At 68.0% G+C, this 16,415-nt stretch carries 10 protein-coding genes; 3 read left to right on the top strand and 7 right to left on the bottom strand.

The window, feature by feature from the left end; genetic code table 11:
- Positions 1 to 43: 43 nt before the first annotated feature.
- On the top strand, positions 44 to 1,108 hold the full coding sequence (locus D5S08_RS12330) for a LacI family DNA-binding transcriptional regulator (protein WP_206610333.1): 1,065 nt from the start codon (positions 44 to 46) through the stop codon (positions 1,106 to 1,108).
- Here the strand turns inward: D5S08_RS12330 and D5S08_RS12335 are convergent.
- Both D5S08_RS12335 and D5S08_RS12340 read right to left on the bottom strand, forming a co-directional pair.
- Positions 1,033 to 2,718: a glycoside hydrolase family 43 protein gene (locus D5S08_RS12335; RefSeq protein ID WP_121118941.1), complete on the bottom strand. Its 1,686-nt coding sequence runs from the start codon at positions 2,716 to 2,718 to the stop codon at positions 1,033 to 1,035. The two genes, D5S08_RS12330 and D5S08_RS12335, sit on opposite strands and share 76 nt — an antisense overlap.
- Entirely contained in the window at positions 2,715 to 3,938 is a 1,224-nt protein-coding gene (locus D5S08_RS12340) for an MFS transporter (protein WP_241557380.1), read from the bottom strand. The genes D5S08_RS12335 and D5S08_RS12340 overlap by 4 nt, the downstream gene beginning before the upstream one ends.
- 475 nt (positions 3,939 to 4,413) lie before the next feature.
- Here D5S08_RS12340 and D5S08_RS12345 point away from each other — a divergent pair, with 475 nt between their 5' ends.
- Entirely contained in the window at positions 4,414 to 7,335 is a 2,922-nt protein-coding gene (locus tag D5S08_RS12345) for a TonB-dependent receptor plug domain-containing protein (RefSeq protein ID WP_241557381.1), read from the top strand.
- Between the two features lie 46 nt (positions 7,336 to 7,381).
- On the opposite strand, the gene D5S08_RS12350 is transcribed toward D5S08_RS12345, so the two are convergent.
- Positions 7,382 to 8,977 (bottom strand): glycoside hydrolase family 43 protein, encoded by a 1,596-nt coding sequence (locus D5S08_RS12350; RefSeq protein ID WP_241557382.1) that lies wholly within the window; start codon positions 8,975 to 8,977, stop codon positions 7,382 to 7,384.
- A gap of 37 nt (positions 8,978 to 9,014) precedes the next feature.
- A complete protein-coding gene (locus D5S08_RS16715) occupies positions 9,015 to 9,164 on the bottom strand; it encodes a hypothetical protein (RefSeq protein WP_155522974.1) in 150 nt (49 codons plus the stop codon).
- A gap of 28 nt (positions 9,165 to 9,192) precedes the next feature.
- Here D5S08_RS16715 and D5S08_RS12355 point away from each other — a divergent pair, with 28 nt between their 5' ends.
- Positions 9,193 to 11,778, top strand: a complete 2,586-nt coding sequence (locus tag D5S08_RS12355; RefSeq protein WP_206610334.1) for a glycoside hydrolase family 3 C-terminal domain-containing protein — start codon at positions 9,193 to 9,195, stop codon at positions 11,776 to 11,778.
- Between the two features lie 85 nt (positions 11,779 to 11,863).
- Here D5S08_RS12355 and D5S08_RS12360 read toward each other — a convergent pair whose 3' ends face one another.
- The 3 genes from D5S08_RS12360 to D5S08_RS12370 all read right to left on the bottom strand — a co-directional run bounded on the left by D5S08_RS12360 (position 11,864) and on the right by D5S08_RS12370 (position 16,382).
- On the bottom strand, positions 11,864 to 12,769 hold the full coding sequence (locus tag D5S08_RS12360) for an alpha/beta hydrolase (RefSeq protein WP_421757462.1): 906 nt from the start codon (positions 12,767 to 12,769) through the stop codon (positions 11,864 to 11,866).
- 110 nt (positions 12,770 to 12,879) lie between these two features.
- Positions 12,880 to 14,823: a sialate O-acetylesterase gene (locus D5S08_RS12365; RefSeq protein WP_121118951.1), complete on the bottom strand. Its 1,944-nt coding sequence runs from the start codon at positions 14,821 to 14,823 to the stop codon at positions 12,880 to 12,882.
- Positions 14,824 to 14,840: 17 nt separating this feature from the next.
- Positions 14,841 to 16,382 carry a tryptophan halogenase family protein gene (locus D5S08_RS12370; protein WP_121118953.1) on the bottom strand — a complete coding sequence of 514 codons (1,542 nt, stop codon included), beginning with the start codon at positions 16,380 to 16,382 and terminating at the stop codon, positions 14,841 to 14,843.
- Positions 16,383 to 16,415: the final 33 nt, after the last annotated feature.

The raw sequence follows: 16,415 nt of genomic DNA on the forward strand, positions 1-16,415 counted from the left end.
GGCACGATAGGCTCCGGGTGAGATCGGCACACCAGGAGCGACGGTGATAGAAAAGAAGCGGCGAGCGCGCGGTGCGACCATTATCGACGTGGCGGCGCGCGCTGGTGTCTCCCCGATGACCGTCTCGCGGGTCATCAACAACCAGGCCGGCGTGCGCGCGGAGACCCGCCAGCTGGTGGAGGACGCCATCCAGGCGCTCTCCTACACGCCTAACACCGCGGCGCGCAGCCTTGTGACGTCGGGCGAGCTGCGCATCGGCGTGATCTATTCCAACCCGAGCGCCGCCTTCATGAGCGAGTTCCTCACGGGCATCTACGAGGAAGCCTCCGCCCACGGGGCCCAGCTGTTCCTGCTGAAGGGGGAGGGCGGCGCGCCCCTGTCGGCCGAGGCGATCCGCAACTTCGTCGGCATCGGGCTGTCCGGTGCGATCCTGGCGCCGCCGCTCGGCGAATCGGCGCGGGTGATCGACATGCTGCACAAGGCGGGCATCCCGTTGGCCGCGGTGGGCGCCTACGACGTCGCCGGGACCAGCTGCGTCAGGATCGACGATCGCCGCGCCGCCTACGACATGACCATGCACCTGATCGCGCTTGGCCACCGGCGGCTGGGCTTCGTGGTCGGCAATCCCGACCAGGCCGCCAGTGCCGAGCGGATGGCCGGGTTCTATGCCGCGGTGCGCGAGGTCGGCAATGCCGAGGTCAGGCTGGCGCAGGGCGACTTCAGCTATGCGTCCGGGCTGGCGGCGGGGGAGCAGCTGCTGGATGCGCCGCAGCCGCCGACGGCGGTGTTCGCCAGCAATGACGACATGGCCGCCGCGGTCGTCTCCGTCGCGCACCGCCGCCAGCTGGACGTGCCGCGGATGCTGACGGTGGTCGGCTTCGACGACAGTGCCGCCGCCGTGACGCTGTGGCCGCCGCTCACCACCATCGGCCAGCCCATCCGCCGGCTGGCGGCCGAGGCGCTGGCCGAGGTGGCGACGGCCGGAGCGGCTCCGCGCAAGGCCGGCGAGACCGGACGCACGAAGATCCTCGATTACGTGCTGATCAAGCGCTCCTCGACCGCGCCACCGCCGACAGAGGCTGCTTCGACGCCGGAGGATGCGGCCTGAACGGCAGGCTGCCCTTCGTAGCGGAACCAGGCGAAATCGGCCGGAAGCGCGGCGCCGGACATGTCCTGGCAGGCCATGCCGATGAAGGTGCCGGTGAAGTTCGGCAGGCCGGGGATGGTGACCTCGTCGGACAGCATGCCGGCATTCAGCGTGCCGGGCAGCGTCTGCCACTCGGCCCCCTCCTGCCGCCACGAAAAGCGCAGCGTGGCATGATCGACCTCGGCGCGCAGCTCGACCGGACCGTCCGGCAAGGCGGCGACGGCAACGCTGATCGAGCAGCCTTGGGCGGGGTCGGCGGTCATCACCTGCAGCTGGCGCACGCCTTCGTCGGCGGTCACGTACAGGTAGTGGAACTTCGTCCCGTTGTAGTAGCAGACCAGGCCGGCGGATTGCTGGAAGCTGGCGGGCGCGAAGCTGACCTGTGTCGTCGCGGTGTAGCAGAAATGTTCCTGCCGACGGGCGACCAGCGATTGTTCGAACACGCTGCCCAGGCTTTCGCGGCCCCACAGGCGCAGATGTCCGGGCCGCGCGGTCAGGCTGAACAGCTTCTCGGGTTCAGGGGTGCGCAGCCACTGGAATTCCGCCGGCATTTCGGCCGAAGTGAACCGGCCGTCCCATGGCTCGACTGGCCAGGGGTGGGGCGGCAGCGCGGGCAGCGGGGGCGCGGGATCGGGCCGGGCATCTTCGGTCAGCGTGCGCAGCCAGCCGTCGCTACCCCAGGCGACCGGCTGGATCGCGGTTTCCCGCCCCATCACGCAGCGGCCAAGGCCGGGTAATGGCCGGCCGCACAGATAGACGAGCCACGCCGACCCGTCGTCCAGTTCGACCAGGTCGCCATGTCCGGCGCGCGCGATCGGTGCGTCTTCGCAGCCGCCCGCGGTCAGCACCGCGCCGCCCGGGTGCACCTCGTACGGACCCCAGATCGAACGGGAGCGGGCCATGACGACGGCATGGTCCCAGCCCGTGCCGCCTTCGGCAACGAGCAGGTGGTACCAGCCATCGCGCTTGTAGAGGTGCGGCCCTTCGGTGAAGCCGCGCTCGGTGCCGTCGAAGATCACGCGGCTTTCGCCGACCAGCCGCATCGTCGCCCGATCCAGTTCCTGCATCACGATGCCGGCGAACCGCCCGCGTCCGGGGCGGTGGTCCCACAGCATGTTGAGCAGCCAGCTCCTGCCGTCATCATCATGGAACAGCGCCGGGTCGAAGCCGCTGCTGTTCAGGTGGATCCGGTCCGACCAGGGCCCCTCGATCGTCTCGCTGGTCACCGCATAATTGTGGAAGTCGCGCAGCGATGCACCGACCGCCCGGTCGGCGGTCGTCTGGCCATAGCGCTTCACATCGGTGAAGATCAGCCAGAAGCGGCCATCGGCCCAGGTCAGGTCCGGTGCCCACACGCCGCAGGAATCGGGATTGCCGCGCATGTCGAGCTGCCCGGCCCGGCACAGCGGACGCGCGACGAGGCGCCAGTTCACCAGATCGCGGCTGTGGTGGATCTGCACCCCGGGGTACCATTCGAAAGTGGAGGTCGCGACGTAGAAATCGTCACCCACGCGCACGATCGAGGGGTCGGGATTGAACCCGGGAAGGATCGGATTGTGGAAGCGTGTCATGCCGGCTTGCGCACCATGGTCCAGATGATGACGGCGCCGACAAGGTCGAGAACGCCAAGGATGACGAAAAAGGGTTCAAAGCCGACGCTGTCAACCATGCCGCCCAGCAGGACGGAGAAGACCAGCACCCCCAGATTGCCGGCAAAGCCGGCGAGACCCGCGGCCGTGGCGACTTCGTTGCGCCGGAACAGGTCGGACGCCATGGTGATGACGGTGACCGACAGCGTCTGGTGGGCAAAGCCGCCCAGGCACAGCAGGGCGATGGCGGCATAGGGGCTGGTGACGACGCCGACAAAGGCCATGGACACCATCATGCAGGCGCCGACCGTGAAGGCCCACCGCCGCGCATTGATCAGCGACACGCCGCGCCGCTGCAGGAAGGCCGCCACAGCCGGCCCGAACAGGCAGCCCAGATCCGCCGCCAGGAACGGCAGCCAGGCGAACAGCGCGATCTGCGTCAGGTCGAAGCCGCGTTCCCGCACCAGATAGAGCGGCAGCCAGAAGGCCAGCATGCCCCACACCGGGTCCGCCAGCAGGCGCGGCAGCGCGATGCCCCACAGATTGCGCCGGCGCAGCAGGGCGGGGATCGAGACCCGCGCACCGGTCGCGGCGAGATGCTCCTCCTGCCCTGCGGCGATATAGGCGCGCTCATCCTCCCGCAGCCGGGGATGGCGGGCCGGCGTGTTGTAGAACAGGTACCAGATCACCGCCCAGACCAGCCCGATCCCGCCCGCGATCAGGAAGGCCAGCCGCCAGCTTTGCGTCAGCACCGCCCAGGCCACCAGCGGCGGCGCCAGCACCGCGCCGAAGGAGGCGCCGATATTGTAGATGCCGCCGGCAACGCCGCGCTCCCTGGCCGGAAACCATTCGGCCACCAGCTTCTGGCCGGCCGGCTGCGCGGCGCCTTCCGCCAGCCCCAGCATGCCGCGCAACGCAGCGAAGCCCAGCCACCCATTGGCAAAGATGTGCGCCATCGTGATCAGCGACCACGCCGCCGCACAGATGGCAAACCCGACCCGCAGGCCGACCCCGTCAAGAAACCAGCCGGCGAGCGGCTGGAGCATCACTCCCAGCTGGAAGGCCCCGGTGATCCAGCCATATTGCTCGCTGCTGATCGCCTGTTCCACCAGGATCACGGGAGCCGCCACGCCGAGCACGGCGCGGGCAAGGTAGTTGATGACCATCGCGCCGACGAACAGGCCGATGATGATCCACCGCATTTTCGGGAAGCCAGACGTACGCAAGCCGCTCTCCGTTAACGTGAACATCCCACAGCGGCAGAGTTGCCTGATCCGGGATGTATGAGGGGGTGTTCAGAGAAACACCAATGATCTTTGATAATCGCTCGTGACCCTAAACCACGTGCAGGCGAATTGACAACAGCTAAACTCCTACATAAACCTAATTCTGTTAACGTTATCACGCTGCACTGCAACAAGCAGGCAGGAAGATCGGGTGGAGGATGCGCAATCGAGCCTGATGTGATGCGCGGATGCGTGTTGCGAAAGCAGGACAGGTGCATGGGCATCGCACATCTATTCTTCAGAAGTAACGCCGAACCGTATGTACTGGGCGGCAGGCGGATCTGTGTTGGCAACAAGAGCGAATGCTCGGCGCATAAACATAACACGAAGGGGAAACAGGATGTTCTACAACAACGCCAGCTACCGGCATTCTCTCATGCGCGGATCGTCGATGCCCGTGGTTGCGGCGCTGGCATGTCTTCTGCCGCTGCCTGCCCTGGCGCAGGTGCCGCCGGCGCAGACGCCGCCATCCGCCGAAGTCCTCGCCGGGCCTGACGGCCCGCTCCAATCCGCACCGGAGGAACTCTCCGACCCGGCGCAACCCGGTGGCCGTGCCAATGGGGAGATCGTGGTCACCGGCACGCGGATCGTGACCGGCGGGTTCGATGCGCCCACACCGACCACCGTGCTCGGGGCCGAACAGATCGCCGCGAATGCGCAGCCCAACATCTTCACCACCATTGCCCAGCTGCCGTCGCTGCAGGGATCGACCGGCACGCAGGTGAACACCTTCAGCACGTCCAGCGGGCAGCAGGGGCTCAGCTCCTTCTCGCTGCGCGGCGTGGGCGCGATCCGGACACTGACCCTGCTCGACGGGCAGCGGGTGGTCGGCGCCAACGTGACGGGCGTGCCCGATGTCAGCCTGTTCCCGCAATTGCTGGTGCAGCGGGTCGACGTGGTGAACGGCGGCGCCTCGGCGTCCTATGGCTCCGACGCGGTCGGCGGCGTGGTCAACTTCATCCTCGACAACCGCTTCCAGGGTATCAAGGGGAACGTCCTGGGCGGCATCACCACCTATGGCGATGACGAGCAGATCCTGCTCCAGCTCGCCGCCGGCACCAGCCTGCTGGATGACCGGCTGCACCTCGTGACCAGCATCGAATATGACGACGAAGCCGGCGTGCCGGGCGGCAATTACGGGTTCAATCTGGCCAACGGCCGTGACTGGTTCACCGGTTTCTCGATGATCAATCGCGGCGTGCTGAACGACGGTTCGCCGCAATATATCATGCGCGACCGGATCCAGACCGCGGGCTACGGCAAATATGGCCTGATCACCAGCGGCCCGCTGACCGGCACCGCCTTCGACATCGACGGCAACCCGTACCAGTTCCAGTTCGGCAGCCCCTGCTATGGCACTCTGTGCGAAGGCGGCAACGTTGCCGGCAATGTCGATGCGGGCCGCTCGCTGCGTTCCGCGATCGAGCGGCTGAACAGCTACAGCCGGGTCGGCTTCGAGTTTTCGCCCGGTCACGAGATCTATGGCACGGTCAACATCGCGCGCGTGCGCACCAGCAACCAGCCGGTGAACGGCGCGAACCGTCCCGGCCTGACGATCCAGTGCGACAACCCGTTCGTGCCGCAGTCGATCAAGGCGAGCTGTGCCACGGCCGGCATCACCAGCTTCGGCTTCGGCACCAGCAATGCTGCCCTGGGCAACACGCTGGTCGAAACCGAGCGGCGGCAATACCGCTATGTCGCGGGGGTGAAGGGCGAGTTCGGCATCGGTGGCCGGGACTGGAGCTACGACCTCTACGGCACGCACGGTATCAATTACACCGACATCGACGTGAGCAACATCCCGCTCAATCCCCGGTTCAACCAGGCGATCGACGTCATCACGCTGAACGGCCAGCCCGCCTGCCGCAGTGCGGTCGCGCGGGAGGCCGGCTGTCAGCCGCTGAACGTGTTCGGCGGATCGCCGTCCCAGGCGGCACTGGATTACGTCGTCCCGGCGAACGGCCCCTATCAGCGCACGCGCCAGACCCAGGATGTTGTCAGCCTCAGCTTCTCCGGCTCGCCATTCGACCTGTGGGCGGGCCCGTTCTCCATCGCCTTTGGCGGGGAGTATCGGCGCGAGTTCTACCGGGTGGAGGCCGATCCGTATGGCGCGGGCTTCGCCAACACGCCGCCCAATGCGGACTACCCGGCCGATCCGGTGCTGAACGCCTCCGGCAATGGCAACTGGTATGCGGGCACCTACAAGAACGGGCGCGGCGTCTACGACGTCAAGGAAGCCTTCGTGGAAGCCAATTTGCCGCTGTTCGATTCCACGGCGATCGGCCAGGCCAACCTCAACGGCGCGGCCCGGGTCACCGATTACAGCACATCCGGCGTGGTCTGGGCGTGGAAGTTCGGCGGAACGTGGGATACGCCGCTGGACGGCTTCCGCGTCCGGGGCGTGACATCGCGGGACGTGCGTGCGCCCAACCTGTCGGAACTGTTCGCGGCGCCTGTCACCACGACGCTGCCCAACTTCTTCGACCCGTTCACCAACACCAACGTGCTGGTGGTCCAGAACTCGATCGGCAACACCGCGCTGACGCCGGAACTGGCGCGCAACACCACTGTCGGCTTCACGTACAATCCGGCGTTTGCGCCCAACGTGAACCTGTCGTTCGACTACTACAATCTGGAGATCGAGGACGTCATCTCCGGCCTTGCGCCGGCGGACATCGTGCAATTGTGCTTCCAGAACGTCCTGCCGGAAACATGCAGCGCATTCGATCTCAACAACACCGGCGGCAACGGCAATTTCGTCAACGTGCAGGCGTTCAACCTGGCGTCGATCGAGACCAGGGGCTTCGATATCGAAGCCAGCCTGCGCCTGCCCCAGCCACTCGGCCTGCCGGGTTCGTTGACGCTGCGGGGCCTGGCCACCCATGTCATCGACTACATCACCGACACCGGCCTGCCCGGAACGATCCCGGTCGATGGCGCGGGCAACAATTCGGGCGCCACGCCGGACTGGAAGTGGTTGATGATCCAGAGTTATGAGACGGACACGTTCTCGCTCCTGGTGCAGGAACGCTGGTTCAGCGACGGCACTTACGGCAACCAGTATGTCGTCTGCGCGCCGGGCAGCTGCCCCGCCTCCACTTCGCAGCGACCGACGATCGACAACAACACGCTGAAGGGCGCGTTCTATGTCGACATCGGCGCGACGGTGAACCTGACGGAGGAGGTCACGCTGTATGGCAAGGTCGACAATCTGTTCGACCGTGATCCGGAACCCTCGCCCATCTTCAACAATCCGGCCCTGTATGACCAGATCGGCCGGACCTACCGCGCCGGCGTGCGCTTCGCCTTTTGATGCTGCCTTCCGCCGCCGTGGCGTGGGCCGCGGCGGCGGCACCGGTTCAGGGCAGGGCCGTCAGCGTGAACCCGTCGACATCCAGATGACCGCCAGCAGCTCCCGGATTGTAGCAGGACAGGGCGAACTGCACGCCCTGGAAGGTGCCGGTGCGCCAGTCATAGACCAGCGGCACCTCGCCCCCCACCGGCGTGAAGCCCTGCCCGTCCAGGCTGTAGGACAGGGTTGCGCGATCCCCTGTGAAATCCATGTCGGTGCGCAGCCACAGGCGTTCCGCAGTGATCGGCACGGCAGCGACGCGGCTGTCCACGACGGGGCCTTGCTCCGTCGCTTCCGTCACCTGCACCGTCAGCGCGCGGGTGCCGTCCGGCTGGCCGGTGATCGCCAGCTGGCCGCTGAACTTGCCGAAAGTGCCGAAGCCGCACACATCGCCGGGGCGGATGCCGCTGGCGTCCACCACCACCTCGCCGCGGCCGCCGGGGGCCTGCCCCTTCTGCACCAGCGTGTTGCGGGCCCCCCACAACTGGTCGCCGGGCGCCGCCTTCAGCCGCAGCCAGCCCGGCCGCTCCGTCAGGGACCAGAGGCGGTCCAGCGGGTTGTGGTTCCACTGCCATTGCAGGCCCAGCGTGGTGCTGTCGAAAGTGTCGGTGGCGGGCGGCTCGCGGAAGGGATGGCCGGTGATTGGCTTGGGCGCGCGGGCGGGCACCCGATCGGGCGCCTCGGGCGTGCCCCAGATCGGCCACCCGTCGCGCCAGAACACCGGGCTGATATTCGTCACCCGGCCCTTGGCACCGGCATCGAGCATGACGAAGCCGTAGAACTCCCCGTTCGGCAGGTCGACCAGCGCCCCCTGATGGCCGCCGGTCGTGTCGTCGATCGACGGGCGCGTTTCCCAGGGGCCGAACAGGCTGCGGGCGCGGCTGACCGTCATGGCCAGGCGGCGGGGGATCGAGTTGAACAGGTAATACCAGCCGTCCCGCTTGACGATCTTGGACCCCTCGGCCCCCTGGTAGTAATGCACCACGCGCGAGCTGGTGATGCGGCTGACCGTCTCGTCCAGCGTGTGCAGCGTGATCGTGCCGTCGCTGCCGATCGCGGTGGCGAGATAGCTGGCGCCGTCATCGTCGAAGAACAGCGCCGGATCGAACAGCTCCTGCCCCAGCTCGGCAAAGGTCCACGGCCCGCGCGGATCGCGCGCCTGGTAGATGCGCGTGCTCTGTCCGACAGGCGTGACCGCGACGTAGAAGGTGCCGTCCCGATGGCGCAGGCTGGGCGCGTAGACCCCGGCGCGATAGGCGCCGCCATCGGCCAGATCATAGTGCGGCCGCCCTTCCAGCCGGCCGACGACATGCGACAGGATGTCCCAGTTCACCAGATCCTTCGAATGCAGCAGGGTCAGCCCAGGCACATTGGCGAAAGTGGTGCTCACGAAATAGAAATCGTCGCCTACGCGGATGATGTCTGGATCGGGATAGTCGGCGTTGAGCGGCGGGTTCAGATATGTGCCGTCGCCCTGGTCCGAACGCCAGACCTGCGCCGGCGGTGCGCCGGTACCGGCAACCGGAAGCTGTCCGGCACATCCGCCGACAAGCACCGCAGCCGCCGCGCCCGCCATCCATCGCGCCGCCAATATCCTGTGCATCCGTTCCCCATCCTTGCTTCTTTTCGTTGCCCGCAGCCTAGGTCGTGCCGCGCAGCCGGGCAATCGCGGGATCCTGCACCGCCGGGGAAAGCAGGACGGGCAGATCGGCTGAATGACAATCCGAGGGAGAGACCATGACAAGTTCGAGCACCATCAGATTGCGGCGCGCCCTGGCAACGTTCGCCACCGCGACCTGCCTTCTGGCAACACCGCCGGTGTCCGCGCAGGTACTGCCCGGGGCCAGCGTGCCGACCTACCAGAAGGCGGACCAGGCACCTGATGCCCGGGCCCGCGACCTGGTCGGGCGCATGACGCTGGAGGAAAAGGCATCGCAGCTGGTGAATGATGCGCCGGCGATCCCGCGCCTGGGCATCCGCGAGTACAATTGGTGGAACGAAGGGCTGCACGGCGTGGCCGGCGCCGGCTTCGCCACCGTCTTCCCCCAGGCGATCGGCATGGCCGCGACGTTTGACACCGCGCATATCGGCGATGTGGCCAGCCTCATCAGCCGGGAATTCCGCGCCATACATCTGGCCAGACAGCATCGCTTCGGCGGATCGGACTGGTTCACCGGGCTGACGGTGTGGTCGCCCAACATCAACATTTTCCGCGATCCGCGCTGGGGCCGGGGGCAGGAAACCTATGGTGAGGATCCGTATCTGACGTCCCGCCTGGGCGTCGCCTTCGTGAAGGGCCTGCAGGGCGAAGACGACACCTATCTGCGGACGGTGGCGACGCCCAAGCATTATGCGGTGCACAGCGGCCCCGAGCCCTCCCGTCACCGGGACGACATCCACCCGTCGGCCCGCGATCTGGCGGACACCTATCTGCCTGCCTTCCGCGCGACGGTGATGGAGGGAGAGGCGGCCTCGGTGATGTGCGCCTACAACGCGGTGGACGGGAAGCCCGCCTGCGCCAGCGAGGAGCTGCTGACCGGCTACCTGCGCGATTCGTGGAAGTTCGACGGGTTCGTCGTGTCCGACTGCGAGGCGGTGGCGGACATCTATCTCGACGACCACCACGACTACACCGACACGCCCGAACAGGGCGTCGCCGCGGCGTTCGAGGCGGGGATGGACCTGATCTGCGGCGGCCCGGTCGAGATCGACCATGTCGTCAGTGCCGTGCGCACGGGCGTGCTGGACGAGGCGGTGATCGACCGGTCGCTGGTGCGCCTGTTCACCGCGCGCATGCAGCTGGGTCAGTTCGACGATCCGGCAGACGTGTTTCCCGGCATCACGCCGCGCGACCATGACACGGCGGAGAACCGCGCACTGGCGCAGCGGACGGCGGAAAAGGCGCTCGTCCTGCTGAAGAACGAAGGCAACCTGCTGCCACTGGCCCGCGCGCCGCAGCGGATCGCCGTGGTGGGGCCGAACGCGGACACGCTCGCCTCGCTGGTGGGCAATTACAATGGCGAACCTTCGCACCCGGTTACCGTGCTGGGGGGCATCCGGCGTCGCTACCCGCAGGCCGAGGTCACCTATGTGCAGGGGGCCGGCCTGATCGAGCCGGGCCTGGCGCCCGTGCCCGCCGGTGCCCTGTGCCTGGATGCGCGCTGCAGCAGGCCCGGCCTGCGGCTGGGCGAGTTCAGCGACCGCAGCTTTGCCGGCGATCCCGATGAAAGCGAGGTTCGGACGGACGTGCATTATGCCTGGGAAGGTGAGCGCCGCAACGGCGCCGTGCGGTGGAGCGGGTTCCTGCGTGCGCCGGAAAGCGGCACCTACACCTTCCGCTACGCGGCCAATGGCGGCTATCGCATCCGCGTCGGCGACGAGATGATCGTGGATGCCTGGGACGTCGACTGGCGCCCCTCGATCGCCACCGGGACGGTGACGCTGGAGGCCGGCCGCACCTACCCCATCACGGTGGAGGCGTTCCAGCGCGAGGACCAGGGCGACGAACGCCTGCTGTGGGGCATACCCAGCGACGAGGGCGCGCAGGCTGCGGTCGCGGCGGCGGGCCAGGCGGAGCTGGTGGTCTTCGTCGGCGGGTTGACGTCGGAGGTGGAGGGCGAGGAGATGAAGGTCGTGGTCGACGGTTTCGCCGGCGGTGACCGCACCAGCCTGGACCTGCCCGCCCCGCAGCAGAAGCTGCTGGAACAGGTGGTCGCCACCGGCACGCCGACCGTGCTGGTGCTGATCAATGGCAGCGCCCTGAGCGTCAACTGGGCGGACGAGAACGTGCCTGCGATCATCGAGGCGTGGTATCCGGGCGGACAGGGCGGTGATGCCATCGCCCGCGCCATCGCCGGCGATTTCAGCCCGGCCGGGCGCCTGCCGGTGACGTTCTACCGGTCGGCGAACGACCTGCCGCCATTCAGCGATTACGGCATGGCCAACCGCACCTACCGCTACTTCGCAGGGGAGGTGCTTTATCCGTTCGGCTACGGCCTGTCCTACACCACCTTCGACTATGCGCGCCCGCGGCTTTCTGCCCGACGCATTCGCGCAGGCCAGCCGGCCACCGTGTCGGTCCAGGTGACCAATAGCGGCGCCATGGATGGCGAGGAGGTGGTGCAGGTCTATGTCAGCCGGCCCGGCGTGGATGGTGCGCCGATCCGCGCGCTCGCGGCGTTCGAGCGGATCACCCTTGCCAAGGGGGAGAGCCGGACCGTGCGCCTCACGCTCGACCCGCGCGCGCTCAGCACCGTGGATGCGGATGGCGAGCGGCGGGTGGAGGCTGGCACGGTCGATCTGTGGATCGGCGGCGGGCAGCCCGGCATGCGCCCCGGCCTTGCCGCGGCGTCCGGCGTGGCGGCATCCCTCACCATCACCGGCACCGAAGCCTTGCCGCGCTGAGAAAACAGCAAGGCCGCCGCGCCGGGATCGACGCGGCGGCCCTTGTCGGCACAGGCGGGGAACCGGCTGCGCGATACTGGTTCCGCTATTCCGCTGCGGCCGTGATCCAGCCGTGCATCGTCATCCATGCGGCGAAGGCTTCGAACCAGTCGGTGCTGGTCGTGGTCTTGGGATACATGCCGAAGCCGTGGCCGCCCTGTTCGTAGAGGTGGAACTCGACCGGCTTCCCGGCAGTCTTCCAGGCATCGATCAGCCCGAACCCGCTATTGGCGAAGAACGGGTCGTCTGCCGCCAGTGCGACAAACAGGGGCGGGGCGTCGGCCGGCACCGTGACGCTGGCCAGCGGGCCGTAGACGTTGCCGATGAAGGCCGGCTTGGCCTCCTCGCCCGCCAGGGCGGTCGCCATGGTCAGCATCGCGCCGGCGGAAAAGCCGACCATGCCGATGCGATCGGGGTCGACCTTCCATTCCCCTGCACGGCTGCGGATCAGCGCAAAGGCGGCGCGCGCGTCGGTGATCTGCGGCTCCAGGTTCGCCATCATCTGTTCCGGATCAGGCCGCGGCGGGCGCGCCGCGGTGGTCGAGAACATCTGCGCCATGGACTGTTCGAACGCCCCCATCTCGGCCGGGGTCTGGTTCAGGCGGTACTTCAGGACAAAGGCCGCGACGCCCTTGTCCGCGAGCGCCTTCGCCACGTCCCAGCCCTCGTTCTCCATGGACAAGGTGCGGAAGCCGCCGCCGGGCGCGACCACCACCGCGGTGCCGTTGGCCCGTGCCGGATCCGGCAGGAAGGGCGTGAGCGTGGCCACCACCACATTGCGCGCAAAGACGCTGCCATACTGGCTGTGCCATGATTCCGGGATGTCGCCGCCTGGCAGCGGGCCGGTGCCGAGTTCGATCGCGGTCGGCTGCGCCGGGATCTCGATCGGCCGCATCTGTTCGTCCTGCGCATGCGCCGGACCGGAGAAGACCAGGGCCAGCGCCCCCGCCATGATCCCGAGCCGCCTGAACGAGAAACCTTGCCGCCGGGCTGCTGCTCGGTGTTCCATTGTTCTTACCACTTCGCCTCTCCTTGTTATGATTGGTCGGCAGCCGGCCCCGGTCAGGGCACGGGGATCTCGAACGTGCCCACCGGCAGGCGGGCATCGTCCCACAGATTGGTGACAGGCGCGTCGGCCCAGGCGTAGCGGACCCGCGCCACGGCCTGCCCGTCGCCGGCCAGGGTGACCTGTGCGCCTTCTGCTCGCGCCGCGGCAAAGCGGCAGCTTTGCGGCGCAGGCCCGCACAGTTCGAAGCCGATCGCCTGGGGGGAACTGCTGGTGCGCAACACCCCCGTCACGCCCGTGAAGTGCAGCACGAGGTCGTTGCCGCTACGCTCCGCACGAAGGATCGCAGGGCCGGCGCGGTCCGTCTCCGAGCCGGCCAGTGCAGCCCGCATGGCGCGCGCCAGCCGCTGGCCCACCAGCAGCTTCTGGCCCGGGTGGATGTCCGTTGCGTCGCCGATGTCGAGCGTGACCGCGAGCCCCGCGTGGCGGTCGGCGGCCGTGACCCGGCGCTGCGCATCCCGCACATTGCCCCAGCCGCTGTCCGACGGTGTGGTCGCAGGCGCACCATAATTGGCCAGCTGCGCCACGGCGAAGGCGGTCTGCCCGGTGCCGAAGCGGCCGCGCCAGTCATCGATCAGCGCCTGCAGCCGGCGGTCATAGCCCGGAATGCCGGTGTCGGATTCCCCCTGGTACCAAGCCATGCCGGCCAGACGGATGGGGCCGAGCGGGGCGATCATGGCGTTGAACAGGGTGCCCGCGCCGTTGATGGCATCCCACGGCACGCGCGGCGCGCTGCCGGGTACCGGCCGGGCGATGGCATAGCGCCACTCTGTCCCCAGCGGAATGGTCGTGCCGTCCGCCAGGGTGAGCCGCATGGCCTCGGCCGGGCCGATCATCCCGCCCAGCGCATAGACATCGTCATTGTTGACCGTGATGACGTTGCGTCCACGCTTCAGCGTGCCGGCTGGCAGCACATAGACGCGCGGAGTGCCGGCCAGGCTGGTGCCGCCGATGGCGCTGCCGTTCACCCAGGTGCGGTCCGCATCGTCGATCATGCCGAGGGACAGGATCGCGGCCCCAGCAGCCTGCGCCGCCGTGAGGTTCACGGCCCGCTGGTACCACAGCATGCCATTGTAGTTCTGCAATGCCGGGACGCCCCAGCTTTCGAAATTGGCGATCGCGGGCACCGGCCTCCAGGCCAGTTCCGCGCCCGTCTGCCACGGCTCCTGCCCCGGCGCATCGCCGGTCTGTGTCCGCCACCAGGTTTCCCAGATGGCGAACGCTTCCTGCGTCGCGGCGCGCGGATCGCGGTCATACAGCGCCAGCAGGTCCGCCTCGTCGGCCAGGCCCGCCTGGCGCAGGGCCGGGTCGCTCAGCCAGGCGCTGATCCGCGATCCGCCCCAGCTGGAATGGATCGCACCGACCGGCACGTCGCTGTCACGGCGCAGCGCCTGCGCCATGTAGAAACAGGCCGCGGAAAAGGACGGCGCGGTGTCAGGCCCGGCAATCTGCCATCGCGGCGGCGAAGGAAGGGCGGCGGCGGTCGCGGTCGCGGACTGCTTCTCGATCGTCAGCAGTCGCAGGCGCGGGTCGATGGCGGGGTGCGCCTCCGCAAACAGGCTCTGCGATTCCTGCACCCGCATTTCCATGTTGCTCTGGCCGGAACACAGGAACACGTCGCCGATCAGGAGGTCGTCCAGGATCGTCGCGCCGCTGGGCGCCGCCAGCGTCAGCGTGTACGGTCCGCCAGCCGGCAGCGCGGGCAGTTCGACGGTGAAGCGCCCCTCGCCATCGGCCGTGGTGCTGACGCTGCGTTCGGCCAGGCTGACCATCACCGTCTCGCCCGGGCTGGACCGGCCGCTGAGCGTGATCGGCTGGTCGCGCTGGATGACGGCATGGTCGGCCAGCGCGCCGTCCAGGCGCGGCTGCGCCGCGGCAAGCTGCGCATGGCACAGGAAGCCGGCCAGCGACACGGCGAACAGACAGGCGCGATAGGGCATGGGCAAAGGCATCCGGGCTAGATCGGCTGAAGGCCGTGGTGGACGATCTTGTCGATCAGGGTTCGATGATCCGGCAGGCCGCGCAGCAGCCGATCGGTGTAGGTGCGGTTCTCCCGGCGCAGGCGCGCGGCCTGCTCCGCATCCGCCTCGAAGCTGCCGGGCTGCAGCGCGGTGCGATGGCCCATGCCGTACAGGACATACTGGTGGCTGGCCGCAGGGAAGATCTCTTCCGCCCGGTCGAACTCGTCATGCAGCCAGGGCGGGTGATATTCCCACAGCGCCATCAGTTCGCGCAGGCGATCGGGAATGGTTTCGGCCCGCTGATTGTCGCGCCAGAACTCCGTATCCGTCCGCTTCGTCAGCGCATAATGCAGCTTCAGGAAGTCGATGATCCGGCCCCAGCGATACAGGGTCGTGTCGTTGTAGCGGCGTGCCACCGTGTCCATCACCGCGCGGCTGGCCGGCATCTGTTCTGCGATGATCTTGGCCGACAGCTCGACCAGCACGATGGCGGAGGCTTCCAGCGGCTCCAGGAACCCGGCGGCAAGGCCCACCGCGACGCAGTTGTTCTTCCAGAACAGCTCCCGGTGCCCGGACCGGATCGGCAGGTGGCGCACGGGCAGGTCGCGCGCGGCGGGCCCGACATAATCCCGCAGCGCCCGCTCCGCTTCATCCGCACTGGTATGGCTGCTGGAAAAGACATGCCCGACACCGCGCCGGGCGGGCAGGCCGATGTCCCAGATCCAGCCGGCGCTCTGCGCGGTGGAGATGGTGTGGCTGGCGATGGCCGCGTCCGGCCGATCATACGGCACCTGCATGGCCAGCGCCGTGTCGCAGAACAGCACGTCGCTGCAATCCCGGAAGCGGACCCCCAGCGTCCTGCCGATCAGCAAGGCGGCAAAGCCCGTGCAGTCGACGAACAGATCGCCGGCAACCTGCACTCCCTGCTGCGTGTCGAGGTGCCGAATATCGCCGCTCTCGTCCACCTGCACATCGGTCACATCCGCCAGCACATGGCGGACGCCCAGCATGTCGCAGCAATGGCGTTGCAGGAAGGTGGCGAACTTGCCGGCGTCGAGGTGGTAGGCGTAATTGGCCGGGCCGTCATACTCCGCCGTCGTGATGGTCTTGGGCGCCAGCCCGGCATCGCACAGCCGGCCCTGCGGGGTCACCGCATCGCAGAAACTCTCGCCCGCCTCCGCGGCAAGCCAGTGCGGCACCAGATTGGTCTGCGCAAAGCCCTGCGGCAGCATCAGCGGATGGTAATAGCCATCATCGTCGGCTCCGGTGGTCCAGCGGTTGAAGCGCGCGCCCTGCTTGAACGCGGCCCCGCAATGGCGGAAGAACTCGGTTTCCGACACGCCGATCTTGCGCAGCGTGGCGCGCAGCGTCGGCCAGGTGCCTTCGCCCACGCCGATGATCGGGACATTCGGCGATTCCACCAGCGTCACGGTGAAGCCGTGGGGCCGCCGCCCCTGGTGACGAGCGGCGATGATCCCGGCCGTCAGCCAGCCGGCGGTGCCGCCGCCCACGATCACGATGTCCTTGATCTCGTTCATCGGTCTGCCGTCACCGGAAAAGCGGCAGGGTGC

Origin of the sequence: Croceibacterium ferulae (genome assembly GCF_003660445.1) — a bacterium.
GTDB lineage: Bacteria > Pseudomonadota > Alphaproteobacteria > Sphingomonadales > Sphingomonadaceae > Croceibacterium > Croceibacterium ferulae.

What these genes read in the sequence shown, in the direction of transcription:
- D5S08_RS12335 (WP_121118941.1), bottom strand. Translation starts at nt 2,718, where the DNA reads ATGACACGCTTCCACAATCCGATCCTTCCCGGGTTCAATCCCGACCCC.
- D5S08_RS12340 (WP_241557380.1), bottom strand. Translation starts at nt 3,938, where the DNA reads ATGCGGTGGATCATCATCGGCCTGTTCGTCGGCGCGATGGTCATCAAC.
- D5S08_RS12345 (WP_241557381.1), top strand. Translation starts at nt 4,414, where the DNA reads ATGCCCGTGGTTGCGGCGCTGGCATGTCTTCTGCCGCTGCCTGCCCTG.
- D5S08_RS12350 (WP_241557382.1), bottom strand. Translation starts at nt 8,977, where the DNA reads ATGCACAGGATATTGGCGGCGCGATGGATGGCGGGCGCGGCGGCTGCG.
- D5S08_RS12360 (WP_421757462.1), bottom strand. Translation starts at nt 12,769, where the DNA reads ATGGCGGGGGCGCTGGCCCTGGTCTTCTCCGGTCCGGCGCATGCGCAG.
- D5S08_RS12365 (WP_121118951.1), bottom strand. Translation starts at nt 14,823, where the DNA reads ATGCCCTATCGCGCCTGTCTGTTCGCCGTGTCGCTGGCCGGCTTCCTG.
- D5S08_RS12370 (WP_121118953.1), bottom strand. Translation starts at nt 16,382, where the DNA reads ATGAACGAGATCAAGGACATCGTGATCGTGGGCGGCGGCACCGCCGGC.